Origin of the sequence: Microvirga sp. 2TAF3, assembly GCF_052114965.1 — a bacterium.
Classification (GTDB): Bacteria; Pseudomonadota; Alphaproteobacteria; order Rhizobiales; family Beijerinckiaceae; genus Microvirga.
The window spans coordinates 30526-54781 of the sequence record NZ_JBFRFT010000014.1 but is presented as its reverse complement, the minus strand read 5'-3'; the positions used below and the strand labels follow the sequence as shown (position 1 = coordinate 54781).

General features: G+C 63.5%; 22 protein-coding genes. 17 read left to right on the top strand and 5 right to left on the bottom strand.

Annotated features, from left to right (window positions below; translation table 11 throughout):
• Positions 1–170: 170 nt before the first annotated feature.
• From AB4Y97_RS14450 to AB4Y97_RS14370, 17 genes are all read left to right on the top strand, one after another.
• Positions 171–710: a c-type cytochrome gene (locus AB4Y97_RS14450; protein WP_441999747.1), complete on the top strand. Its 540-nt coding sequence runs from the start codon at positions 171–173 to the stop codon at positions 708–710.
• A gap of 141 nt (positions 711–851) precedes the next feature.
• The gene (locus AB4Y97_RS14445; RefSeq protein WP_441999746.1) at positions 852–2693 is read left to right on the top strand and encodes an extracellular solute-binding protein; all 1842 of its coding nucleotides are present in this window, start codon (positions 852–854) and stop codon (positions 2691–2693) included.
• Positions 2690–4555 carry an extracellular solute-binding protein gene (locus AB4Y97_RS14440; protein WP_441999745.1) on the top strand — a complete coding sequence of 622 codons (1866 nt, stop codon included), beginning with the start codon at positions 2690–2692 and terminating at the stop codon, positions 4553–4555. The genes AB4Y97_RS14445 and AB4Y97_RS14440 overlap by 4 nt, the downstream gene beginning before the upstream one ends.
• A gap of 2 nt (positions 4556–4557) precedes the next feature.
• Complete coding sequence (locus AB4Y97_RS14435; protein ID WP_441999744.1) at positions 4558–4962, top strand: DUF4260 domain-containing protein; 405 nt, start codon at positions 4558–4560, stop codon at positions 4960–4962.
• A complete protein-coding gene (locus AB4Y97_RS14430; protein ID WP_441999743.1) occupies positions 4962–6074 on the top strand; it encodes a microcin C ABC transporter permease YejB in 1113 nt (370 codons plus the stop codon). Before AB4Y97_RS14435 ends, AB4Y97_RS14430 begins: the two co-directional genes overlap by 1 nt.
• 1 nt (position 6075) lies before the next feature.
• Positions 6076–7239, top strand: a complete 1164-nt coding sequence (locus AB4Y97_RS14425; RefSeq protein ID WP_441999742.1) for an ABC transporter permease — start codon at positions 6076–6078, stop codon at positions 7237–7239.
• Complete coding sequence (locus tag AB4Y97_RS14420; RefSeq protein WP_441999741.1) at positions 7236–8864, top strand: ABC transporter ATP-binding protein; 1629 nt, start codon at positions 7236–7238, stop codon at positions 8862–8864. Before AB4Y97_RS14425 ends, AB4Y97_RS14420 begins: the two co-directional genes overlap by 4 nt.
• A gap of 5 nt (positions 8865–8869) precedes the next feature.
• Positions 8870–9853 carry a cation diffusion facilitator family transporter gene (locus tag AB4Y97_RS14415; RefSeq protein ID WP_441999740.1) on the top strand — a complete coding sequence of 328 codons (984 nt, stop codon included), beginning with the start codon at positions 8870–8872 and terminating at the stop codon, positions 9851–9853.
• A gap of 65 nt (positions 9854–9918) precedes the next feature.
• Positions 9919–11139, top strand: coding sequence for a phosphopentomutase (locus AB4Y97_RS14410; RefSeq protein WP_441999739.1), 1221 nt, complete (start codon positions 9919–9921; stop codon positions 11137–11139).
• Positions 11140–11286: 147 nt separating this feature from the next.
• Positions 11287–12549: a GTP cyclohydrolase II gene (locus AB4Y97_RS14405; protein ID WP_441999738.1), complete on the top strand. Its 1263-nt coding sequence runs from the start codon at positions 11287–11289 to the stop codon at positions 12547–12549.
• 158 nt (positions 12550–12707) lie between these two features.
• Entirely contained in the window at positions 12708–13964 is a 1257-nt protein-coding gene (locus AB4Y97_RS14400) for a URC4/urg3 family protein (RefSeq protein WP_441999737.1), read from the top strand.
• Between the two features lie 36 nt (positions 13965–14000).
• Positions 14001–14630, top strand: coding sequence for a uracil phosphoribosyltransferase (gene upp, locus AB4Y97_RS14395; protein ID WP_441999815.1), 630 nt, complete (start codon positions 14001–14003; stop codon positions 14628–14630).
• Between the two features lie 153 nt (positions 14631–14783).
• On the top strand, positions 14784–15692 hold the full coding sequence (locus tag AB4Y97_RS14390) for a 2-dehydro-3-deoxygalactonokinase (protein WP_441999736.1): 909 nt from the start codon (positions 14784–14786) through the stop codon (positions 15690–15692).
• Between the two features lie 106 nt (positions 15693–15798).
• Complete coding sequence (locus AB4Y97_RS14385) at positions 15799–17298, top strand: phosphomannomutase/phosphoglucomutase (RefSeq protein WP_441999735.1); 1500 nt, start codon at positions 15799–15801, stop codon at positions 17296–17298.
• A gap of 62 nt (positions 17299–17360) precedes the next feature.
• Positions 17361–18743 carry a leucyl aminopeptidase family protein gene (locus AB4Y97_RS14380; protein WP_441999734.1) on the top strand — a complete coding sequence of 461 codons (1383 nt, stop codon included), beginning with the start codon at positions 17361–17363 and terminating at the stop codon, positions 18741–18743.
• A 75-nt stretch (positions 18744–18818) separates the two neighbouring features.
• Positions 18819–19166, top strand: coding sequence for a MarR family transcriptional regulator (locus AB4Y97_RS14375; protein WP_441999814.1), 348 nt, complete (start codon positions 18819–18821; stop codon positions 19164–19166).
• Positions 19163–20014: a C40 family peptidase gene (locus tag AB4Y97_RS14370; protein WP_441999733.1), complete on the top strand. Its 852-nt coding sequence runs from the start codon at positions 19163–19165 to the stop codon at positions 20012–20014. The genes AB4Y97_RS14375 and AB4Y97_RS14370 overlap by 4 nt, the downstream gene beginning before the upstream one ends.
• On the opposite strand, the gene AB4Y97_RS14365 is transcribed toward AB4Y97_RS14370, so the two are convergent.
• From AB4Y97_RS14365 to AB4Y97_RS14345, 5 genes are read right to left on the bottom strand one after another with little or no spacing between them, the layout of a single operon-like run.
• The gene (locus tag AB4Y97_RS14365) at positions 20011–20952 is read right to left on the bottom strand and encodes a 2-hydroxyacid dehydrogenase (RefSeq protein WP_441999732.1); all 942 of its coding nucleotides are present in this window, start codon (positions 20950–20952) and stop codon (positions 20011–20013) included. The two genes, AB4Y97_RS14370 and AB4Y97_RS14365, sit on opposite strands and share 4 nt — an antisense overlap.
• Entirely contained in the window at positions 20949–22271 is a 1323-nt protein-coding gene (gene deoA, locus AB4Y97_RS14360; RefSeq protein ID WP_441999731.1) for a thymidine phosphorylase, read from the bottom strand. Before deoA ends, AB4Y97_RS14365 begins: the two co-directional genes overlap by 4 nt.
• 1 nt (position 22272) lies before the next feature.
• Complete coding sequence (deoC, locus tag AB4Y97_RS14355; protein WP_441999730.1) at positions 22273–23034, bottom strand: deoxyribose-phosphate aldolase; 762 nt, start codon at positions 23032–23034, stop codon at positions 22273–22275.
• Positions 23027–23845 (bottom strand): purine-nucleoside phosphorylase, encoded by an 819-nt coding sequence (locus tag AB4Y97_RS14350; protein ID WP_441999729.1) that lies wholly within the window; start codon positions 23843–23845, stop codon positions 23027–23029. The genes deoC and AB4Y97_RS14350 overlap by 8 nt, the downstream gene beginning before the upstream one ends.
• A 6-nt stretch (positions 23846–23851) precedes the next feature.
• Positions 23852–24256 carry a cytidine deaminase gene (locus AB4Y97_RS14345; protein ID WP_441999728.1) on the bottom strand — a complete coding sequence of 135 codons (405 nt, stop codon included), beginning with the start codon at positions 24254–24256 and terminating at the stop codon, positions 23852–23854.

The following is a 24256-nucleotide window of genomic DNA, read 5'->3' as shown; positions in this document are numbered from 1 at the left end:
GGAAGCCTCTGCGACCAAGGGACCGGCTAAAAGCCCCGGCTAAAAGCCACCGCCCCCATTGCAAACCCCCATCTGTGCGGCTAAGCAACGCCACGGTCGCGGGCGCCTGTCCGCGCATCACCCATCCGTTGCGCTGGTTCCGCCATCCTGAGGCGAGGAGAGCCTGATTCATGAATATCGAGACCAATAAGATCGCGGGCGCCGTGTTTGGGACGCTGCTCTTCGTGGTCGGCGTCAACGTCATCGCGAGCGGCCTGTTCGCGCCGAAGAAGCCCGCCGTTCCGGGCTACGATCTTCCGGCACCCGAAGAGACCGTGGGTGGCGAAAGCGCCAAGGCGGCTCCGGCGGAGCCCCTGCCCGTGCTCCTGGCCAAGGCCGATCCGGCGAAGGGTCAGGCCGCCGCCAAGAAGTGCATGGCCTGCCACAGCTTCGAGAAGGGCGGCCCCAATAAGGTCGGTCCGGACCTCTACGGTGTCGTCAGCCGTCCCGTCGCCTCGCACGAGGGCTTCAACTATTCCGGAGCCCTGAAGGCCAAGGGCGGCAACTGGACGTATGAAGAGATCGATCACTTCATCAACAACCCCAAGGGCTATGTCCCCGGCACCATCATGGCCTTCGCCGGCGTCGCCAAGCCTGAGGAACGGGCCGATATCCTGGCCTATCTGCGGACGCTCTCCGACAACCCCGTGCCGCTTCCAGCTGCTCAGTAAGAGACGCGGACCATCTCCGTATTTTTCAAAGCCGGGCCCTGCGCCCGGCTTTTGTTTTGCGTCTTCGCCCTTGCGCTCGTCCCATTCCGGACAAAAATGTAACCGACTTGAGAAAAGACGCCTCACCCGCAGGAGCGCCTTGTGATCCGCCCCATTCTGCTGAGCTTTCTGGCCTGTCTTGCCTTCACCCCCGTTACAGCGCAGGAAGCGCCCTGGCGGCACGGCTCGGCCCTGCTCGGCGAGCCGAAGTATCCGGCCGGCTTCAAGCATTTCGATTATGTGAACCCGAATGCCCCGAAAGGCGGCCTGGTTCGCTTCGGCGCTCAGGGCACCTTCGACAGCTTCAACATCGTCGTCGCAGGGGTGAAAGGCGCTCCCGAACAGGGGCTTGGCCTGATCTACGAGACTCTGGTCACCCCTTCCCTCGACGAGCCGAGCGCTTCCTACGGGCTTCTGGCAGAGGCTTTTTCCTACCCGGAGGATTATTCCTCGGTCACTTTCCGCCTCCGTCCCGAAGCACGCTGGAACGACGGAAAGCCGGTGACGGTGGAGGATGTGATCTATTCCTTCGGGGTTTTGAAGGCGAACAGCCCGACCTATGCGTTCTATTACAACGATGTGGAGAAGGCCGAGAAGGTCGGCGAGCGCGAGGTGAAGTTCACCTTCGACCAGAAGGGCAATCGGGAATTGCCGCAGATCATGGGGCAGCTCATCGTTCTCCCCAAGCATTGGTGGGAGGGCACCGCCCCCGACGGCCGCAAGCGCGACGTGACCCAGACCAGCCTCGAGCCGCCCCTCGGCTCGGGACCGTACCGGATCAAAAGCTTCGATGCCGGCCGCAGCACGACCTATGAGCGGGTGAAGGATTATTGGGGCGCCAATCTCAACGTGAATGTCGGCAAGAACAATTTCGATCAGGTCCGCTACGAATATTACCGCGACGCGACGGTGCTGCTCGAAGCCTTCAAGGGCGACCGGATCGATTTCCGAACCGAGAACAGCGCCCGCAACTGGGCGACCGGCTACGACTTCCCCGCCCGTCAGGAAGGCAAGGTCATCCTGGAAGAATTTCCGATGCGGGCCTCCGGCGTGATGCAGGCCTTCGTCCTCAACCTACGGCGTGACAAGTTCAAGGACCCGCGCGTCAGGCGCGCCTTCAACCTCGCCTTCCCCTTCGAGGAGATCAACCGGACGATCTTCTCCGGCCAGTATGAACGCATCTCGAGCTATTTCTACGGCCTGGAACTCGCATCCTCGGGCCTGCCCCAGGGCCAGGAACTGGCGATCCTGGAATCGGTGCGTGACAAGGTGCCCCCGGAAGTCTTCACGACCCCCTACAAGAACCCGGTCGGCGATACGCCCGAGGCGGTCCGCAACAATCTGCGCGAGGCGGATCGTCTCCTGCGCGAAGCGGGTTGGGAGCTGAAGGACAGGCGCCGTGTCAATGCCAAGGGCGAAATCTTCACCGTGGAGCTTCTGGGCGACACACCGAACGACGAGCGTGTCTTCCTGCCCTACAAGGCCGCCCTCGACCGCCTCGGCATCGTCACGACGGTGCGCATCGTCGACGACGTGCAGCATGTGAACAGGACGCGCTCTTTCGACTTCGACATCATCTCCGACATCTGGGGCCAGTCCCTGTCGCCCGGCAACGAGCAGCGCGAATTCTGGGGCTCGCGAGCCGCTAACAGGGAGGGCTCGCGCAACCTCGCCGGCATCAGCGATCCGGGCGTCGATGCGTTGATCGACCGGGTGATCTTCGCCAAGGATCGCGAAGAGCTCGTGGCGGCGACGAAAGCCCTCGACCGGGTCCTGCTGGCGCATGACTACATGGTGCCGCAATGGACCTACCGGAAGCAGCGCACCGCCCGCTGGGATCGCTTCAGCCATCCCGAGACCTTGCCGCGCTACGGCGCATCCGGCTTCCCGACCATCTGGTGGTACGATGAAGCGAAAGCCGCCAAGACCGGAGCGCCGCGATGAGACGACCTACCCGCCGAAGCGTTCTTCTCGGCAGCGCCGCGGCGGCGTTCGTCGCTTCCCGATCCGGAAGCGTCTTCGCCCAGCTGGCGGAAGGGGTCGGCGTGCATGGCCTGTCCAGTTTCGGCGACCTCAAATACGCGCCCGACTTCAAGCATTTCGATTATGTGAATCCTGATGCCCCGAAGGGTGGCACGCTGGCGATCCAGATCAAGCAAAGCACGGGCAACCAGAATTTCGACACTTTCAACACGCTCAACATCTTCGTGCTGCAAGGCGACGGCGCGGCCGGAATGGGCAGCACCTTCGACAGCCTGATGGCTGCGGCGGCGGACGAGCCGGATGCGCTCTACGGCCTCGTCGCAAAGAGTGTCGACGTCTCCGCCGACAAATTGACCTATCGCTTCCTGCTGCGGCCCGAGGCGCGTTTTCACGACGGCTCGAGGCTCACCGCGCGAGACGCTGCTTTCTCGCTCAACATCCTCAAGGAAAAAGGCCATCCCATCTATCGCGCGGTCCTGCCGCAGATGGCATCCGCCGAGGCCGAGGCGGAGGATGTGCTGCGCGTTCGATTCTCCCCAAAGCGCAGTCGCGACATTCACCTCGTCGTTTCTTCCCTGCCGATCTTCTCGGAACGCTACTGGCAAGGCCGCGACTTCGAGGCTTCGACGCTGGAACCGCCGCTCGGTTCGGGCGCCTACAAGGTCGGAAAGTTCGAGCAGGGCCGTTTCATCGAATTCGAGCGCGTGCCGGATTACTGGGCGAAGGATTTGGCCGTGAATGTCGGCCTCAACAATTTCGACCGTGTCCGCTACGAATATTTCCGCGACCGCACGGTGGCCTTCGAGGCTTTCAAGAGCGGCGTTCTGAACTTTCAGGAGGAATACACCTCCCGCATCTGGGCGACGGGCTACGACTTTCCCGCCATCCGCGAAGGCCGCGTGAAGAAGGACGAAATCCCGAACGAGGCGCCTTCGCCGATCCAAGGCTGGTATTTCAACACCCGCCGGGACGCCTTCAAGGACTCGCGCATCCGCGAGGCCATCGGCCTCGCCTTCGATTTCGAATGGACGAACACGAACATCATGTTCGGCTCCTACCGCCGGCTGACATCGTTTTTCGAGAACTCCGACATGAAGGCGGCGGGCCCACCCTCGTCGGAGGAACTGGCGCTGCTCGAACCCTTCCGCGGCAAGGTGCCGGACGCGGTCTTCGGCGAGCCCTATCTGCCGCCGGTTTCCGACGGTTCGGGCCAGGACCGCAAGTTGCTGCGCCGCGCCGACGAGCTTTTGCGCGCGGCCGGATGCAAGCGGGAGGGCAGCGTGCTGAAGCTGCCCAACGGCCAGCCCTTCCGCATCGAGTTTCTCGATTTTTCCGCGGCGCTCCAGCCGCATACCGAGCCGTTCCAGGCCAACCTCAAGAAGCTTGGCATCGACGCCATTTCGCGCATCGTGGACGCGGCGCAGTATCAGCGGCGCCTGAACGAGTACGATTTCGACATGACGAGCCGCGCGCTCGGCGGCTCGCCAACGCCCGGCGACAGCCTGCGGATCGTCTATGGTTCGGAAGCCGCGCGGACGCCGGGCAGCCAGAACATCGCCGGCATCGCGGACCCCGCCGTGGATGCGCTGGTCCAGCGCATCGCGGATGCGAAGAGCCGCGCCGAGCTCACCATCGCCTGCCGCGCCCTCGACCGGGTGCTGCGCGCGGGCCAATACTGGGTTCCGATGTGGTGGAAGGGCAGCAACTGGCTCGCCTATTGGGACCAGTTCTCGCATCCCCGGACAAAGCCGCGCTTCGGCACGGGCGCACCGGATACCTGGTGGTACGACGCCGAGAAGGCCAAGCTGATCGGTCGAGGCTGAGCGTGAGCGAAAGCACCAAATTATCGTCGGCCACGGGGGCTCCCCGGACGATCCTGCGTCTGGAGGGCCTTGCACTGCTCGCCCTCGCCACCGCCGCCTATGCTCATATCGACCTGTCCTGGTGGCCCTCTGCGGCACTCTTCCTCGTTCCCGATCTGGGCTTCGTGGCCGATGGGGCTGGCCCCAGGCCCGGAGCTATGATCTACAATATCCTTCACACGACCATCGGGCCCGCGCTTCCGGCAGGGATCGGGCTGTTTTCGAGCAGCCCCGTCCTCATGGGACTGGCCGCGATCTGGGCCGCGCATATCGGATTTGACCGCATGTTGGAGTACGGATTGAAATACGCGACCGGCTTTTCTGACATCCATCTCGGCCGCATCGGCCGGCAGTCCGAAGGCGCCTGATGCTCGCCTATATCGCGCGCCGCATCCTTCTCATGATCCCGACCCTGTTCGGCATCATGCTGATTTCCTTCACCATCGTGCAATTCGCACCGGGTGGCCCGGTGGAGCGCATCATCGCCCAGTTGCAGGGACAGGATTCGAGCGCGACGGCGCGGATCTCCGGCGGCGGGAGCGACTTCTCCGGCGGCCAGAGCGCGGCGGGCGGCAGCGCCGGGGATGCCTCCTCGTCCCGCTATCGCGGTGCGCAGGGTCTCGACCCACAATTCATCAAGCAGCTGGAAATCCAGTTCGGCTTCGACAAGCCCGCTCCCGAGCGTTTCGCCATCATGCTGTGGAATTATGCCCGTTTCGATTTCGGCAAGAGCTATTTCCGCGACATTTCCGTGCTGCAGCTCATCAAGGAGAAGCTGCCGGTTTCGATCAGCTTAGGCCTCTGGATGATGCTGCTCTCCTACGCCATCTCGATTCCGCTCGGCATCAGGAAGGCGGTGAAGGACGGCTCGTCCTTCGACATCTGGACTTCGGGCGTGGTCATCGTCGGCTATGCGATCCCGGGTTTTCTCTTCGCGATCCTGCTGATCGTTCTCTTCGCGGGCGGCTCGTTCTGGCAGATCTTCCCCTTGCGAGGCCTGACCTCCGAGAACTGGGCTCAGCTGTCGCTCGTCGGCAAGATCCTCGATTATTTCTGGCACATCGCGCTGCCGATCACGGCCATGGCGCTCGGGGCCTTCGCCACTTCGACGCTTCTGACCAAGAACTCCTTCCTCGATGAGATCCGCAAGCAATACGTGCTCACCGCGCGCATGAAGGGATTATCGGAAGGCCAAGTGCTTTACGGCCATGTCTTCCGCAATGCGATGCTGATCGTCATCGCCGGCTTTCCCGGCGCGTTCATCGGCGCTTTCTTCGCAGGCGCCCTCCTCATCGAGACCATCTTCTCCCTCGACGGATTGGGATTGCTCTCCTTCGAGTCGATCGTGAACCGCGACTATCCGGTAGTGTTCGCCAATCTCTACATCTTCTCGCTCCTCGGCCTCGCGGTGAACCTGATCTCGGATCTCACCTATACCTGGATCGACCCCCGCATCGACTTCGAAACGCGGGAGGTGTGAGATGAACGAGAACGTTCCCGTCGTCTCGCCCGCCTCCTCTCCTGTCGCGCCGCCGCTGCCGAAGGAGGGCTTCATCCGCCTTTCGCCGCTCAACCGGCGCCGCCTGCAGAACTTCAAAGCGAACAAGCGCGGCTATTGGTCGTTCTGGATCTTCCTCGTCCTCTTCGTCCTGAGCCTGTTCGCGGAACTCATCGCCAACGACAAGCCGATCCTCGCCTATTACAAGGGCGAGTTGCTGTATCCCGTGCTTGTCGATTACCCGGAAGAGAAGTTCGGCGGCTTCCTGGCACAGACCGATTATCGCGATCCCGTGATATCGAAGGAGATCGAGCAGAATGGCTGGCTGCTCTGGGCGCCGATTCGCTTCTCCTACAACACGCACAATCTCGACCTGCCCGTTCCCGCTCCCGCGCCTCCGACCTGGATGCTCACCGACGCGCAATGCCGCCCCATCGCGGAGCGCAATGGCGGCACCGGATGCAAGAACATCGAATGGAACTGGCTCGGCACCGACGACCAGGGGCGCGACGTGGTCGCGCGGCTGATCTACGGTTTCCGCATCTCGGTTCTGTTCGGCCTGATCCTGGCGGGCATCTCATCCGTCATCGGCGTGCTGGCCGGCGCCGTGCAGGGCTATTTCGGCGGCTGGACCGATCTGTTGTTCCAACGCTTCATCGAGGTCTGGACCGCGATCCCAGCGCTTTATCTTCTCATCATCATCTCGGCGATCATCACGCCGAGTTTCTTCGTGCTGCTCGGCATCCTGCTGCTGTTCTCCTGGGTATCTCTCGTCGGCGTCGTGCGCGCCGAATTCCTGCGGGCCAGAAACTTCGAATATGTCCGCGCCGCGCGGGCCCTGGGGCTTTCGAACGCCACCATCATGTTCAAGCACCTTCTGCCCAACGCAATGGTCGCGACACTGACCTTCCTGCCCTTCATCCTCAACGGCTCGATCTCGACCCTGACATCCCTCGACTTCCTCGGCTTCGGCCTGCCGCCCGGCTCGCCGTCCCTCGGCGAGATGCTCGCGCAGGGCAAGGCCAACCTTCAGGCACCGTGGCTCGGCCTCACGGGCTTTTTCGTGATCGCGCTCATGCTGAGCCTGCTCATCTTCGTCGGCGAAGCGGTGCGCGATGCCTTCGACCCGCGGAAGACGTTCCAATGACAGAGCCGCTTCTCTCCGTGCAGGATCTCTCCGTCGCCTTCCGCCAGGGCGAGCGCGACATGCTCGCCGTCGACCGGATTTCCTTCGACATCAGGTCCGGCGAGACCGTGGCGCTCGTGGGCGAGTCCGGGTCAGGCAAATCCGTCTCGGCCCTGTCGGTCCTCAAGCTCCTGCCCTATCCATCCGCCCATCATCCGTCGGGCCGTATTCTCTTCAAGGGGAAGGATCTGATCGCGGCGGGCGAAAACGAAATCCGCCGCGTGCGCGGCGACGATATCACCATGGTGTTCCAGGAGCCGATGACCTCGCTCAACCCGCTCCACACCATCGAGCGGCAGGTCGGCGAGATCCTCAAGCTTCATCGCGGCCTCTCCGACCGCGCGGCCCGTGCCCGCACGCTCGAGCTTCTCACGCTCGTTGGCATCCGCGATGCGGAAAGCCGCCTGAACGCCTATCCGCACCAGCTTTCGGGCGGCCAGCGTCAGCGCGTGATGATCGCCATGAGCCTCGCCAACGAGCCGGACCTGCTCATCGCCGACGAGCCGACGACGGCGCTCGACGTGACGGTTCAGGCGCAGATTCTGAAACTGCTCGCGGAATTGAAGAGCAGGCTCAACATGTCGATGTTGTTCATCACGCACGATCTCGGCATCGTGCGGAAGGTGGCGGATCGGGTCTGCGTCATGCTCAAAGGCCAGATCGTCGAGCAGGGCACGGTCGCGGAAGTCTTCGGCAACCCGAAGCATTCCTACACGCAGAAGCTTCTGGCGGCGGAGCCGAGGGGCCGCGCCAATCCTGTCGCGAGCCATGCGCCGACGATCGTGGAAGCCGGCCCGATCAAGGTCTGGTTCCCGATCAAACGCGGTTTCCTCCGCAAGACGGTCGGGCATGTGAAGGCGGTGGACGGCGTTTCGGTGCGGGTCCGCAAGGGCGAGACGGTGGGCGTCGTCGGCGAATCCGGATCGGGTAAGACGACGCTCGGGCTCGCGATCCTGCGGCTTGTCGCGTCGGAGGGGCCGGTCGTGTTCCTCGGCAACCGCATCGATACGCTCGGCTCGCGCGAGATCCGTCCCATGCGCAAGGATCTCCAGGTCGTGTTCCAGGATCCTTACGGCTCCCTGTCCCCCCGCATGTCGGTGGCGGAAATCGTGGAGGAGGGCCTGCTCGTTCAGAACAAGAGCCTTTCCTATGCCGAGCGCCGCAATATCGTGGCCCGCGCCCTGCACGATGTCGGACTGGATCCCACCACCATGGACCGTTATCCGCACGAATTCTCGGGCGGCCAGCGCCAGCGCATCGCCATTGCCCGCGCCATGGCGCTCGAGCCGCAATTCATCGTGCTCGACGAGCCGACTTCGGCCCTCGACATGTCCGTGCAGGCGCAGATCGTTGAACTGCTGCGAGACCTCCAGAAACGACGGGACCTCGCCTATATGTTCATCAGCCACGATCTCAAGGTCGTGCGCGCCCTGGCGAACCATGTGATCGTCATGCAGAACGGCAAGGTTGTCGAGGAAGGATCGGCGGAGCACATTTTCTCGAAGCCGCAGACGGATTACACCCGCGCGCTGTTCGCCGCCGCCTTCAATCTGGAGGCGGACAGCCTCAGTGCCGTCCGGGAGTGAGACACATGCATTCGCATCATCATTCGAGCGGCCATTCCCATCACGGGCACGCGCATGAAGCGGGCTATGGCCGCGCCTTCGTCATCGGCATCGTGCTCAATCTCGGCTTCGTCGCCATTGAAGCCGGTTACGGTTTCCTTGCGGATTCGATGGCGCTCCTGTCGGATGCGGGCCATAACTTAAGCGACGTTCTCGGCCTCGCCATCGCCTGGGGAGCAGCCCTGCTCGCCAAACGCAGCCGCACGGAAAAATTCACCTACGGCCTGCGATCCAGCTCCATTCTCGCCGCCCTGTTCAACGCGCTTCTGCTGCTGATCGCCGTCGGTGGCATCGTCTGGGAATCCGTCCAGCGCCTGATCGAGCCAGCGCCCGTCGCCGCGGGTACCGTGATGATCGTGGCCGGAATCGGCATCATCGTGAACGGCTTCACCGCCTTCCTCTTCATGCGCGGCAGCCATGACGATCTCAACATTCGCGGCGCATTCCTTCACATGGTCGCGGACGCAGCCGTGTCGCTTGGCGTGGTGATTGCCGGCGCGATCATTCTCTGGACCGGGGCGACCTGGGTCGACCCGCTCATCAGCCTCGTGATCGCGGCTGTCATCGTTTGGACCACATGGGATCTTCTGCGGCAATCCCTGACGCTGTCCCTCCAGGGCGTGCCGAGCGGAATCGCCGTGCCAAAAGTGCAGAAGGCCCTGGAAGCCCTGCCGGGCGTCGCCTGCGTCCACCACCTGCACGTCTGGGCCATGAGCACGACGGAAACGGCACTCACGGTTCATCTGGTCATGCCCCAGGGGCATCCGGGCGACCGTTTCCTTGCCGAGACGCAGAAGGCCCTGAAGGCCGATTTCGGCATCGGCCACGCAACGCTGCAGATCGAAATCGACATGCCGGAAGGCGGCCATCACGCTCCGGAATGCCCCCTCGATGGACATGCCCACGATCATGACCATGCGCACGACGGGCATGAGCATCATCGCCATTAGGAATATCGCATATTCTGCCGTTATGACGTATCGGTCGTGATTCTCTCGGCTGGAAGGATATGATCATGCCTCGTGCTCTTGTCATCGTGCTCGATTCCGTCGGCATCGGCGGCGCGGAGGATGCGCATGCCTATGGCGATGCGGGAGCGGACACGGTCGGGCATATCGCCGAGGCCTGCACCAAGGGCCAGGGAGACAAAGCGGGATTGCGCAGCGGTCCCCTGCGCGTGCCGAACATGGCGTCCCTTGGGCTGGGTCTCGCCTGCGAGGCCTCGACCGGGCGTATGCCGCCCAACCTCGCACCGCAGGGTGCAGTGAAGGGCGCCTGGGGCTACGGCGTGGAGACTTCCAAGGGAAAGGATACGCCATCGGGCCATTGGGAGATCGCGGGCGTGCCTGTCGTCTTCGACTGGGGCTATTTCCCGAACACCGCGCCGTCGTTTCCGAAAGAATTGACGGGTGCGATCATTGCAAAGGGCAACCTTCCGGGCATTCTCGGCGACAAGCATGCCTCGGGCACGGCCATCATCGATGAATACGGCGCCGAGCATGTGCGGACGGGAAAGCCCATCTGCTACACCTCGGTCGACAGCGTGCTGCAGATCGCCGCTCATGAAGAGACCTTCGGGCTCCAGCGGCTCTACGATCTGTGCCACATCGTGCGCGAGCTCTGCGATCCCTACCAGATCGGCCGCGTGATTGCCCGCCCCTTCGTCGGAACGACGGAAACCGGCTTCAAGCGCACGGGCAACCGCAAGGATTTCGCGACGCCGCCGCCTTCCGACACCATCCTCGACACCCTGACGAAAGCGGGCCGCACGGTCGTGACGGTGGGCAAGATCGGCGACATCTTCGCCCATCGCAACACCGGCGAGGAAATCAAGCCGCACGGCAACGACGCCTGCCTTTCCGCAGCCATCGATGCCTTGAAACATCTGCCGGATGGCGGCTTCGTCTTCGCCAATCTCGTCGATTTCGACAGCGAATTCGGCCATCGCCGCGATATCCCGGGTTATGCCGCCGCCCTGGAAGCCTTCGACCGGCGCGTGCCGGAAATCGAGGCCATCCTGAAGCCGGGCGACATCGTCGTGATCACCGCCGACCACGGCAACGACCCCACATGGCAGGGTACCGATCACACCCGCGAGCATATTCCGGTCCTTGCCTTCGGGCCAGGACTGGAAACCGGCTCCATCGGAAGGCGGGAGAGTTTCGCCGATATCGGCGCAAGCGTCCTGACCCATCTCGGGGTCAGCCATGTCGGTAAGGGCGCTTCCTGGCTCTGAATGACGACATCGTGTGGCAAGCAACACTCTAGGCCGTTGACGGCGTCGTAACTTTGGATCAGTCTTCCATGGATCGTAAGGAGGCTCTCCGCGCGATCCTTGAAAGATCCTTGGGGGGTCTTCCCGTTTCAGGCGTGGAAGACATCAATGAACTCGCCCAACCGCTCGACCCATATCCGGCTCACCTCCCATCCCGAGCCGTCGGCAGCCACAATCCGTCATCCGATCAAATGGGGAGCGGCGAATCCCGGCGAGCGCGGCCCGGTCATCGGTTCCGTGACCAACCCAGCCGACCGCAACGTGATCGGCGCCCATGGCGGCTCCTATTCGCTCTACCGGGCGCTTGCGATCTCCGCCCGCGCCCTCAACCCCCTGGCGCGGCCCGACCTGCATAACACCCATCCGACCGCCGAAATCGGCCCGCATCCGCAATGGTTCGATCCGGACAAGATCGTCTCCCTCGATCCTTTCGGCCACATGGCGGGGCAGGTTTTCCGGGATGAGATTGCCGGCGGCGTCGATATCCGCCCCACCATCGCCATCACCAAGGCACGCCTCAACATGCCGGAAATCCTCTCCGCCATGGGAGCGAAGAGGCTCGAGGCCGATGGCGGCGTGCTGCACGCATCGGGCGATATCTCGGTGACGAAGATCGCCGTCGATCCGGTGTGGTATCTACCCGGCGTCGCCGCGCGGTTCGGCTGTTCGGAGGGCGAGTTGCGCCGCACCCTGTTCGAGCAGACCGGCGGCATGTTCCCTGAACTCGTGACGCGTCCCGACATGAGGATCTTCCTGCCGCCGATCGGCAACATCACCGTCTATGTGATCGGCGACGTGGCGGGGTTGAGCGATCCCAAGCGCCGGATCTCCTGCCGCGTCCACGACGAGTGCAACGGATCGGACGTGTTCGGCTCCGACATCTGCACCTGCCGCCCCTATCTCGTGCATGGCATCGAAGAATGCGTGCGCGAGGCGCAAACGGGCGGCGTCGGCGTCATCGCCTATAACCGCAAGGAAGGCCGCGCGCTCGGCGAGGTCACGAAGTTCCTCGTCTACAATGCGCGCAAGCGACAGGAGGGCGGCGATTCCGCATCGACCTATTTCGAGCGTACGGAATGCGTGGCGGGCGTGCAGGATGCGCGTTTCCAGCAGCTCATGCCCGATGTGCTGCACTGGCTCGGCATCCGCCGTATCGACCGGCTGATGTCCATGTCCAACATGAAGTACGATGCCATCACCGGTTCCGGCATCGAGGTGGTGGAGCGCGTGCCCATCCCCGCGGAACTGGTGCCTCCTGACGCCCAGGTGGAGCTGGAGGCAAAGAAGGCCGCCGGCTATTACACGCCGGACGGCGCTCCGGAAGCATCGGAGCTCGAACGGGTCAAGGGACGCGACCTTGAGCGTTTCTGAAGCAGTTGCCGCAAAAGCGGCTTCCGGTTTTGCGAAAGAAAATGCGTCTCATCGGAAACTCTAGCTCTTAACCTTCTCCTCAATCAGCCTTGCGACCAGGCGTCGACAAGCTCTGACTTGTGCTATCGCTTCTCCCCCGGAGAGCACCGGAGCCCTGCGTGACGGACCAGCCCAATTTGTCTTCAGATACAGAAGCCGCCAGAAGCCTTTTGAACGCCGCAGCGGTGCGCGAGCGGTCGCGCCAGCTTCTCCAGCACGGTCTCGAAGGGAGACTTCAGCATTTCACGGTCGACCTCGGCCGGCTCGATGCCTGCGCGGACGAGGTCGTGACCACGATCCGCGAGGCCTATCCCTCCCTCGACATTCCCTTCCATGCCCGCTGGCGGCACTTCTCGGCCGGCGGCTATGACCGGTGGGATGCCGTGATGCATGGCGCGCCATGGACGGATGCCGGACAGATGGCCCGCGCCGCTTTCGATCTCGCCATCGTGTCGGTCCTGCTCGATGCGGGTGCCGGGCCGCAATGGCGCTACGAGGAAGGCCGCACGGGCGAGACCTTTGCCCGGTCCGAGGGGCTGGCAGTGGCCAGCTTCGACATGTTCCTGAGCGGCGCGTTTTCGAGCCGCCCTGAGGATCCGTTCCGCGTCGATGCGGACGTGCTGCTCGCTCTCACGCCGGAGGATCTGGCAGCGGGCTTCCAGGTCTCCGCGGACAATCCGCTTGTCGGGCTGGAGGGTCGGGCCTCCCTTCTCAACCGTCTCGGCCGAACCGTCGCGACGAACCCGGATATTTTCGGCCAGCACGACGATCCCCGTCCCGGCGGCCTCTTCGATGTCATCGCGGCGACCGCCGACGATGAGGGCCGGATCAGGGCGACCTCCATCCTGGAAGCGCTCCTCACCCATCTCGGCGCAATCTGGCCCGGGCGCATCACGCTGGGCGGCATCGATCTCGGCGATACCTGGCGGCATCCTCTCGTCGACGCGCCGGATGCCACGAAGGGTCTGGTGCCGTTTCACAAGCTGTCGCAATGGCTGTCCTATTCCCTGATCGAGCCGCTCGAATGGGCCGGCTACACGGTGGTGGAAATCGACGGGCTCACCGGCCTGCCGGAATACCGCAACGGCGGCCTTTTTCTCGATTCGGGCGTTCTCGCCCTGAAGGATCCGGCGGAAGCGGGGCGCCCGCACAATGTCGAATCCACGCTTGTGGTGGAATGGCGCGCGCTCACCGTGGCCCTGCTCGACCGCATTGCCGAACCCATCCGTCGGAAGCTAGGGTTGAAGGCAGAAGACTTTCCCCTCGCGAAGGTGCTCGAAGGCGGCACCTGGGCGACGGGGCGCAGATTGGCTAAGGAACAGCGAGGCGACGGTTCGCCCCCTCTGACCATCATCAGCGACGGGACGGTATTTTAAATGAACCAGCACAACACCATAAAGGGCGAAGCAAGCATGCAGGGCGTCACCGTGGTCGATCATCCGCTCGTTCAGCACAAGCTGACGCTGATGCGGGAAAAGGAGCGCTCGACGAAGGGCTTCCGCCAGCTTCTGAACGAGATCGGCATGCTCCTCTGCTATGAGGTCACCCGCGATCTGCCGATCGAGCGGATTAAGGTCGAGACGCCGCTGACCACCATGGAAGGCGCGCAGATCGCCGGCAAGAAGTTGGTTTTAGCCCCCATCCTGCGCGCCGGCGTCGGTTTCCTTGACGGAATGCTGACCCTCGTTCCCGCCGCCCGGGTCGCCCATATCGGCCTCTACCGCGATCCGGAATCGCTCCAGGCCGTGGAATATTACTTCAAGGCTCCGTCGGATCTCGCCGACCGCATGGTGCTGGTGCTAGACCCGATGCTGGCAACCGCCAATTCTGCCGTCGCCGCCATCGACCGCCTGAAGGAGCGCGGCGCGAAGGATCTGCGCTTCGTCTGTCTGCTGGCAGCGCCCGAGGGAATCGAGAAGCTGCGCGGCGCGCATCCCGACGTGCCGATCTGGACCGCCGCCGTCGATGAGCGCCTCAACGAACACGGCTACATCATTCCAGGCCTCGGCGATGCGGGCGACCGCATGTATGGAACACGCTGAGGCTCTGGCCGGTTAGAGCATTTTCCGCAAAAGTGGCTACCGGTTTTGTGATAGAAAATGCGTCTTTTCAAAAGAGATAGAGCCAGTTCCCTGAACTCCGGCTCATGGAACTGGCTCTAGGACTCTCTCCCTCGAACCCGCGGATCGTCAGCCTTGCGTTTCATCGTCGCCGATTGGGGAACGACCCGATTTCGGGCTTATCTCATCGAGAGTGAAATGGTTCTCGATGAGGTTTCCTCCGGAGAGGGCGTTTCCGCCCTGAAACCAGGGCAGCACCGCGATGTCTTCATGCGGCATGGCGGGCGATGGCTGGAGGCGGAGCCGAACGCGCCCGTTCTTCTCGTCGGCATGGTCGGGAGCCGAGAAGGCTGGGTCATGGCGCCCTATGCCTCCTGCCCCGCCGGCCCGGCCGAGATCGCGAAAGCCATGATCCCGGTCGATCTGGGCAATGGGCGCAGGGCCCATATCGTTCCGGGACTTTTCTGCGAGCCGGCGCCCGGCGCCTCGGATGTCATGCGCGGCGAGGAAACGCTGGCTCTCGGCTCGGGCGTCGCGGACGGGCTCGTCTGCGCCCCCGGCACCCATCCGAAATGGATCGAGATGCGCGACGGGCGTATCGAGCGCTTCGCCACCTATATGACGGGCGAAATGTATGCCCTCCTGCGCGAGCACTCCATGATCGGTCGGCCCGCAACCGAGCCGGAGGACCCGAAGGGGTTCGACCTCGGTCTCGATGCAGCGGAACGCAACAACGGCAAAAAGGGCGAACGGGCCGGACTGCTGCACCTGCTGTTCGGCGCCCGCGCCGCCGTCGTCTCCGGACGGATGGAGACGGGCTTGCTCGGTCCCTATCTTTCCGGCCTTCTCACCGGCGACGAGATCAACGGCGCCCTGTCCCAGTTCCGCCGCCCCTCCAAGGTGACCATCCTGGCGGATGCCCCGCGCGCGGACCTCTATGTCCGCGCGCTGGCCCGGCACGGCATCGCAACGGAGGTCAAGGCGTCACGGAATGCGCTCATTGCCGGTCTGGCCAGGATCGTTCGGCATGTCCCGGCGAATTGATGTCGGAATGAGCCGGAGCGCAGCCATGCCTTCGCATGATGGTCAGCCGCCATCTATCGCTATATCGTAAGGAACGCTTCCAGCATCCTCACCTCCGGAACGGATCATGTTCCCCAAGCCGCAAGTCGCTCTCTCGCCCAACACCTACGAGTATGAATCCTTCCCCCTCGTGAAGCCGACGGGGTTTCGCGAATACGATGCGCGATGGCTGTTCGAGCAAGAGATCAACCTCATGGGTGTGCAGGCGCTCGGCATGGGCATCGGCACCCTGATCCACGAGATGGGCGTCCGCCCCGATCTCGTGACGGGCCATGATTTTCGCGGCTATTCCTCATCCATCAAATACGCCCTCGTCTCGGGCATGATGGCGGCGGGTCTGCGGGTGAAGGATATCGGCCTTGCCCTCTCGCCCATGGCCTATTTCGGCCAGTTCGCACTCGATTGCCCAGCGGTGGCGATGGTCACGGCGTCCCACAACGACAATGGCTGGACGGGCGTGAAGATGGGCGCGAACCGCCCCCTCACCTTCGGCCCCGAAGAGATGGGACGGCTCAAGGACATCGTCATGAACGCGGCCTTCCGGCTGCGCGAGGGCGGCTCCTACGCATTTGTCGAGAATTTCCCCGCGCGCTATATCGCGGATCTGACCGACCGTCCGCGGATCAAGCGCAGGCTGAAGGTTGTCGCCGCCTGCGGCAACGGCACGGCAGGTGCCTTCGCGCCTCATGTGCTGACAAAGCTCGGCTGCGACGTGATCCCGCTCGACGCGGATCTCGATCATACCTTCCCGCGTTACAATCCGAATCCCGAAGACATGAAGATGCTTCACGCCATCGCGGACAAGGTGCGTGAAACCGGCGCCGATATCGGCCTCGGCTTCGATGGCGACGGCGATCGTTGCGGTGTCGTCGACAACGATGGCGAGGAGATTTTCGCAGACAAGATCGGCGTGATGCTCGCGCGCGATCTGTCGAAATTGCATCCTAACGCCACCTTCGTGGTGGACGTGAAATCGACGGGCCTCTTCGCAAGCGATGCCGCGCTTCAGGCGTATGGTGCGAAAACCGATTACTGGAAGACCGGCCATTCCTACATCAAGCGCCGCGTCACCGAGCTTTCGGCGCTCGCGGGTTTCGAGAAGTCTGGTCACTTCTTCTTCAACGCACCGATCGGGCGCGGCTACGACGACGGCATCCTCACGGCGATAGCCGTATGCGACATGCTCGACAGGAACCTCGACAAGTCCATGGCCGACCTTTACCGGGAACTGCCGAAGACATGGGGCTCCCCCACCATGGCGGCAAAGTGTGCCGACGAGGTGAAATACGAGGTTGCCGAACGCGTCGTGCAACGCTTCACGGCGATGCGCGGCGCCGAACAAAAAATCGGGGGTCATGCAATCCGCGAACTCGTCACCGTCAACGGTGTCCGAGTGGTCACCGATGACGGAACCTGGGGGCTGGTGCGCGCCTCATCGAACAAGCCCGAACTGGTCGTCGTCGTCGAGAGCCCGGTTTCGGAAATGCGCATGCGCGAGATGTTCAAAGCCGTCGACGATATCTTGCGTGAAAACCCGGAGGTCGGCGTGTACAATCAGACGATCTGATCCATTCCCGATCCGGCGGGAGCAATCCTGCCGGAATGTTTCTTTCCTCTAGGGTATCACCCATGCCTCATCCTCTTCTCGTTTCCTCCGACAACAAGGCTCTGCCGATCTGGCTTGCCAACGAAAAAACCTGGCCCGGCATCGCCGCGAAGCTGCCCCAGAACGCGCAAGCCTTCGCGAAGGCGCAGAAATTCGAAGCGAAAGCGGGCAGCCATTGCCTGCTACCGGATACGGATGGCAATCTCCTCGGCGTTGCGTTCGGGCTCGATGGCGATGATGCGAAGCGCATCGATCCCTTCCTCGCCGGCAAGCTCTCGTCGCTGCTGCCGGACGGAACCTATCGTTTCGAGACGGACGCGCCCGATCCCGCGCTTGCAACCCTTGCCTGGCTTCTCGGCTCCTATTCCTTCAACCGCTATCGCAAGCGTTCCGAAAAATCGGTTCGCCTCGTGGTGCCGAAGGGCGTCGATGCGGAAGAGGTGTCGCGCATCGCCGAGGCCGTGACGACGAGCCGGGATCTCGTCAATACGCCGACCAGCGATCTCGGTCCCGATGGCATCGAAGCGGCCGCACGCAAGCTGGCGGAGAAGCATGGCGCGACATTCGACAGCACAATCGGCGACGATCTTCTCAAGAAGAACTTTCCGATGATCCACGCAGTCGGACGCGCCTCGGCCACCGCTCCGCGCCTCATCGATATCACATGGGGCAAGAAGGATGCGCCGCGCGTCACGCTGATCGGCAAGGGCGTGGCCTTCGATACCGGCGGCCTCGACATCAAGCCCGCCTCGTCCATGCTGATGATGCGCAAGGACATGGGCGGTTCGGCGGCGGCGCTGGCGCTCGCCGACATGATCATGGGCGCGGAGCTGCCCGTGCGGCTGCGCGTATTGATTCCGGCGGTCGAGAATTCGATCTCCGCCAACGCCTTCCGTCCGGGAGACATTCTCCAGAGCCGCAAGGGCCTCACCGTCGAGATCGGCAACACGGATGCGGAAGGTCGCCTCATCCTCGGCGATGCGCTGGCGCTGGCGGATGAGGATCAGCCGGATCTCGTGGTCGATTTCGCCACCCTGACGGGCGCGGCCCGCGTGGCGCTCGGCCCCGAACTGCCGCCCTTCTACACCGAAGACGATGCGCTCGCCGCCGAGATCGCGCGTTACGGCGAAGCGGTCAACGACCCCGTATGGCGCATGCCCCTCTGGCACTCCTATCAGAGCCAGCTCGATTCCAAATATGCCGATGTGAACAATACGGGCGGCCCCATGGCAGGCTCCGTCACGGCGGCCCTTTTCCTGAGCCGCTTCGTCTCGGCCGCGAAGGCCTGGGTCCATTTCGACATTTTCGCCTGGAACAATTCAACGAAGCCCGGTCGCCCCGAAGGCGGCGAGGTCCAGGCGGCGCGGCTGATGTATGCGCTGCTCAAGGATCGCTACGGTTCCTAAAGCATAGCGGCAGACAGCGATTGCACGCTTCATTTCGGAGCCGAATAATACGGCTCCGAAATGAACGGTGCGGCCATGCCTGTCGAGTTGCGAGCTTTTCAGTCCCTCAAGCTTTGGCACGATGTGCATCTCGACCTCGTGCACCAGGGCGGCGATCTCTCCTCGCGGCAGATCGCCATCCTCCTGACGATCTATCTGGAATCGCCTCCGCATACGGTGCGCGGGCTCGCCAGCAAGCTTCGGGTGACCAAGCCGGTCATTACCCGGGCGCTCGATACCATGGGAAAGCTCGATCTCGTCTCCCGCCGCCGGGATGAGACCGATCGGCGCAATGTCATCATTCAGCGCACGGTCGCTGGCGCATTGGCCGTCGAGCGGCTAGGAGATATCGTCACTGCCCGTGCCAAGGAGCTGCCCCTATGACCTTCGACCGCCGCATCACGCCCTTTCGTGCCGATCTGGCCGACGAGAAGCTGCGCGGGCACGTCGAGGCCGAGCGTTTCTCAACAGGCACGAAGAAGCGTGTCACCGCCTCCGTCGCGTCGTTGCATCGCCACCCCTCCCGCGAGGCGCCGGTCGACACGCAGGCGATCCGGGGCGAGAGCGTGACCGTCTACGACGAGCACGAAGGCTGGGCCTGGGTTCAACTGCATGACGACGGCTATGTCGGCTACCTCCCCGGCGCGGCCCTGAGCGAGCCGGGCCCGGAGCCGACGCACCGGGTCGGCGCCATTCGTACTTTCATCTATCCCGGCCCGAACCTGAAGCTCCCGAACGAAGGTTTTCTGACCCTCAATACGAAACTCGCCGTTACCGGCATCGAGGGCGAATATGCGCGTCTTGCCGGTGGCGGCTATGTTTTCGCCGCGCATCTCACCGACCTCGATTTCGCCGAAACGGACTATGTGAGCATCGCCGAACGGCTCGAGCACACGCCCTATCTCTGGGGCGGCAAGTCCAGCGTCGGCCTCGACTGCTCGGGCCTCGCGCAGACCGTGCTGACGGCGGCGGGTATCAAGTCCCCTCGCGACAGCGACATGCAGGAAAAGCTGCTTGGCGCAGCCGTCGAGGTGAAGCCCGATCTCAGCGGCCTGCGGCGCGGCGATCTGGTGTTCTGGAAAGGACATGTGGGCCTGATGCGGGATGGGGCGAGCCTCATCCACGCCACCGGCCACAGCATGACCGTCTATGTCGAGCCTCTGGCCGTGGCCGAAAAGCGCATCCGCGAGACGAGCTACGGCCCGATCAGTTCGGTCAAGCGCCTTCGTTAATACCCCCGCGCCTGATCGACCACATTCTGGAACGGCTCTCCCGCCTCGTGCCGGCGGATCTGGCCTGCGATGTAACGCGCGGTCATCTCCGGGTCGCTGACCGCCGAATTGTGCGGGGAGACCGTGACGCGCGGATGCGTCCAGAGCGGCGATTCCTGCGGCAGCGGCTCGACTTCGAACACGTCGAGCGTCGCCGCCTTCAACGTGCCGTCGTCGAGGCAGGCGAGAATATCCGCCTCCACCTGCGATCCGCCCCGCCCGGCATTGATGAGGATCGGCCCGCCAAGCCGTCCATTCCGGGCGAGCTTCCTGAACAGGGAGAGGTTGAGGATGCCGCGCGTTTCCGGCGTCAGAGGAAGAAGGCTCACCAGAATATCCGTGCGGGCCAGGAACGCATCGAGACCGGCCTCTCCCGAAAAGATCTCGAAACCTTCGACGGATTTCGGCGTGCGGCTCCAGCCCGCCACGTCGAATCCCATGACCTTCAACTTGTAGGCAGCATCCTGCCCCAGCGCGCCGAAGCCCATCACACCGACACGCACATCACCCGCAATCGGCGGAGCGCGGTCCGAATCCCAGCGCTTGGCGCGCTGGTCGGCATCGTAGCGGCGCTGATCGCGCAGATGAATCAGGCAGTGCATCACCACATATTCGCTCATGCGATGCGTGAGATCGTCCTGCGACACGCGCACGATGGGCACATTAGGCAGGTTGGGATAACCCATCAGGTGATCGACGCCGGCGCCGAGCGAGAAGATGGCTTCGAGCGCAGGCAGATCCGACAGGCTTCCGGGCTTCGGTCCCCAGGTCGCCACATAGCGGACTCTGCTCCTGTCGAAATCCTCGCCGAGAACGGCGATGGGATGTTCGGGCAGATGCAGCCTGAAACGCTCGACCCATGGCTTCGGGTCCCAGGTCAGGGCAACGAGAAGGGTCACGAGGCAACTCCGATGCGTTCGAGAATGAGCGGCCCGGACCGGGCGGGCCCCGCGCCGATGATATAAGACGCGCGAACGGCGCGAGCCGCAGCCTCTGCCGCGTCCTCGCTCTGCGCATGAACGATCGCAAGCGGGCGCTCGCCGTCGACATGTGCGCCGATGCCCGCAAGCTCGGTGAGGCCGACCGCGTGATCGACCGGATCCTGCGGACGCGTGCGGCCTCCACCCAATGCCACCACGGCAACGCCGACCTCGCGGGTTGCGACTTTCTGCACGATTCCGGCCCGCTCCGCATGGATCGCGCGGATCACGGGCGCAGCCTTGAGATGATGCGTCGGACGCTCCAGCAGATCCTTCGGACCGCCGAGGGTCACGACCATGCGCTGGAAGATTTCGGCGGCCTTGCCCGAAGCGATGGCATCTTCGATCCTGGCGCGCGCCTCGGTGATGTCATGAGCCAGCTTGCCCAGCACCAGCATCTCGGCGCTGAGCTCCACATTCACGTCGTGGAAACGCTTTTCACGACGACGGCCAGTCAGATAATCAGCGATGTAGGCCACCTCGACAGCGTTTCCGGCAGCGGAGGCGAGCGGTTCGTTCATGTCCGTGAGAAGCGCGCTCGTCGGCAGGCCGGCGCCGTTGGCGACGAGCACGAGGCTTTCCGCCAGGGCGCGTGCATCAGCGGCGTTGTCCATGAAGGCGCCAGAGCCGAATTTCACGTCCATGACGAGGCCCTGGAGGCCGGCGGCAAGCTTCTTCGAGAGGATGGACGCGGTAATCAGATCGATGGATTCGACCGTCGCCGTCACATCGCGGATGGAATAGAGGCGCTTATCCGCCGGCGCGAGATCCGCCGTCTGGCCGATGATGGCGCAGCCGATCTCCCGCGTCACGCGCCGGAAGGTTTCGATATCAGGCTGCGAGACATAGCCGGGAATGGAATCGAGCTTGTCGAGAGTTCCCCCCGTATGGCCGAGGCCACGGCCGGAAATCATCGGCACATAACCGCCGCAGGCCGCGACCGCAGGCGCAAGCGCGAGGCTGACCGTGTCGCCCACGCCGCCCGTGGAATGCTTGTCGAGCACCGGTCCGGGCAGATCCCATTTCAGGACCTCGCCGGACTGGGTCATGGCCCGCGTCAGCGCCACGCGCTCCTGAACGGAGAGGCCGCGAAAGAACACGGCCATGGCGAAGGAAGCAGCCTGCCCTTCCGAAACGCGACCCGATGTCATGCCCTCGATGAAGCTGTGAATATGCTCTGCCTCGAGCCTGCCGCCATCGCGTTTGCGGCGGATGATTTCTTGCGGAAGAAGAGTCATGTCAGTAAGTCCCGGCGGGAGCCGTGCCGGCCCGCCCTTCGATGGCGGCGATAAGTTCATCATAGACGCTGCTGGCACCGAGGCGGAACGTCTTCGGCGTGGCCCAGCCCGGCCCCATGATGCGTTCGGCGAGATCGAGATAGGTCTTCACATCCGCCAGGGTGCGGATGTCGCCTGAGGGCTTCAGACCAACGGGACGGCCGGATGCCTTGATCGCATGAAGGATGATCTCGGCCGCTTCCGGCGTAGCGGAAACCGGCGTCTTGCCCGTCGAGGTCTTGATGAAATCCGCGCCCGCATCGATAGCGAGACGGCTTGCCATCTCGATCAGGGCCGGGTCGTCAAGTTGACCCGTTTCCAGGATCACCTTGAGCAGGCGGCCCTGATCGACCACTTCGCGCACGGCCTCGATCATTTCGGACACGAGGGTGGTGTCGCCACGGCGCAAAGCTTCATAGGGCAGAACGAGATCGATCTCGTTGGCGCCGTCGCTAAGAGCCTCGCGAACATCGTCCGTAACGCGCTCCACATCCTCGCCGCCGGCGGGGAAGTTGACGACGGTCGCAATCCGCACTGGAGCTCCTCTGAGCGTCTCGCGCGCGCGGACCACGAATTGCGGCCAGACGCAGACGGCGGCAACGGGACCGCGCGGATCCCGCGCCTTCTGGCAGAGAGTATCGATGGCCTGATCGGTGCAGTTGTCCGTAAGGTCTGTCAAATCGAGGCAGCGCAGGGCGCGTTGAGCGATTTCGGCATCAGACATGGGAAAGCTCCGCAACGAATGAGCGAATGAGACGCTTGAACCTGTCGGATGCCTCGGCCGCCGTGTCCTTCGTTTCCTGATGCGAGGGCGACGCGCCCTCGATGCCGGCAGCCAGGTTGGTGACGACGGAAACGGCAGCGACCTTGAGGCCGTAATAACGCGCAAGAATGACCTCGGGCACCGTGGACATGCCGACGAGATCGCCGCCGAGAATCTGCGTCATGCGGATTTCAGCGGGCGTCTCAAAACTCGGCCCCGAGAGCCAGGCATAGACGCCCTCCGGAAGATCGATGCCCGCCTTCCTTGCGGCAGCCTGCAATATCTTGCGCAAGTCCTCGTCGTAAGCGCCCGTGAGCGAGACGAAACGCCCCTCCGTATGATCTCGCAGCAGGGGATTGGCACCCGACAGATTGAGATGATCGTTGATGGCGACGAGGCTGCCGGGGCGGATATGCGCGCGCACGGATCCGGCGGCGTTGGTGAGCACTAGAACCGGAATTCCGAGCTCCTTCACGAGCGCCACGGGCACGCGCATCGCGCCCGCATCGCCTGTCTCGTAGTAATGCGCGCGGCCCTGGAACAGGAGAACGCGCTTGCCCTCCAGCATGCCGGCGACGAGTCGGCCCGCATGGCCGGAGACGCCGCTATTCGGAAAGTACGGAATCTCGGCATAGGGCAAGCTCACCGCATCGGTCAACTCGTCGACCAGCGGGCCCAAGCCCGTGCCGAGCACGAAAGCGGCATCGAAGGAACCATCGAGGCCATTCGCGCGCACGAATTCGGCGGCTTCCTGAACGTTCAAATGTATCATCGTCTTCTATCGTGCGCTTAAGTTGTCGGGGCCGAACGAGAACGGCAGCAATTCGTCGAGCGTGAAGCTCCTGCGGATTCCTTCCGGCCCCGCAACATGGATCGGCGTGGCGGGCGTAGCGAATTCGCGGATGCGCTGACGGCATCCGCCGCAAGGCGTGACGAGATTCTCGCCCTCGCCCATCACCACGATGGCTGCGATCTGTTTCTCGCCTGTGGCGATCATGGCGGCGATGGCGCCCGCTTCGGCGCAGGAGCCGACGGGATAGGCGGCATTCTCCACGTTGCAGCCGGTGAAGATCTTGCCGTCCGGCGTCGCGATCGCCGCTCCCACCTTGAAGCGGGAATAGGGCGCGTAGGCCCTCTGCTGAACCGATTTCGCCGCAGCGAAAAGTTCATCGAGCGAGGCCAT

Excerpts from the sequence above, each read along its gene's own strand:
- AB4Y97_RS14345 (WP_441999728.1), bottom strand. The coding sequence starts at position 24,256 with ATGGCCTCGCTCGATGAACTTTTCGCTGCGGCGAAATCGGTTCAGCAG.
- AB4Y97_RS14430 (WP_441999743.1), top strand. The coding sequence starts at position 4,962 with ATGCTCGCCTATATCGCGCGCCGCATCCTTCTCATGATCCCGACCCTG.
- AB4Y97_RS14440 (WP_441999745.1), top strand. The coding sequence starts at position 2,690 with ATGAGACGACCTACCCGCCGAAGCGTTCTTCTCGGCAGCGCCGCGGCG.
- AB4Y97_RS14420 (WP_441999741.1), top strand. The coding sequence starts at position 7,236 with ATGACAGAGCCGCTTCTCTCCGTGCAGGATCTCTCCGTCGCCTTCCGC.
- deoA (WP_441999731.1), bottom strand. The coding sequence starts at position 22,271 with ATGACTCTTCTTCCGCAAGAAATCATCCGCCGCAAACGCGATGGCGGC.
- AB4Y97_RS14375 (WP_441999814.1), top strand. The coding sequence starts at position 18,819 with ATGCCTGTCGAGTTGCGAGCTTTTCAGTCCCTCAAGCTTTGGCACGAT.
- upp (WP_441999815.1), top strand. The coding sequence starts at position 14,001 with ATGCAGGGCGTCACCGTGGTCGATCATCCGCTCGTTCAGCACAAGCTG.
- AB4Y97_RS14450 (WP_441999747.1), top strand. The coding sequence starts at position 171 with ATGAATATCGAGACCAATAAGATCGCGGGCGCCGTGTTTGGGACGCTG.
- AB4Y97_RS14425 (WP_441999742.1), top strand. The coding sequence starts at position 6,076 with ATGAACGAGAACGTTCCCGTCGTCTCGCCCGCCTCCTCTCCTGTCGCG.
- AB4Y97_RS14380 (WP_441999734.1), top strand. The coding sequence starts at position 17,361 with ATGCCTCATCCTCTTCTCGTTTCCTCCGACAACAAGGCTCTGCCGATC.
- AB4Y97_RS14350 (WP_441999729.1), bottom strand. The coding sequence starts at position 23,845 with ATGATACATTTGAACGTTCAGGAAGCCGCCGAATTCGTGCGCGCGAAT.
- AB4Y97_RS14370 (WP_441999733.1), top strand. The coding sequence starts at position 19,163 with ATGACCTTCGACCGCCGCATCACGCCCTTTCGTGCCGATCTGGCCGAC.
- AB4Y97_RS14415 (WP_441999740.1), top strand. The coding sequence starts at position 8,870 with ATGCATTCGCATCATCATTCGAGCGGCCATTCCCATCACGGGCACGCG.
- deoC (WP_441999730.1), bottom strand. The coding sequence starts at position 23,034 with ATGTCTGATGCCGAAATCGCTCAACGCGCCCTGCGCTGCCTCGATTTG.
- AB4Y97_RS14410 (WP_441999739.1), top strand. The coding sequence starts at position 9,919 with ATGCCTCGTGCTCTTGTCATCGTGCTCGATTCCGTCGGCATCGGCGGC.
- AB4Y97_RS14385 (WP_441999735.1), top strand. The coding sequence starts at position 15,799 with ATGTTCCCCAAGCCGCAAGTCGCTCTCTCGCCCAACACCTACGAGTAT.
- AB4Y97_RS14405 (WP_441999738.1), top strand. The coding sequence starts at position 11,287 with ATGAACTCGCCCAACCGCTCGACCCATATCCGGCTCACCTCCCATCCC.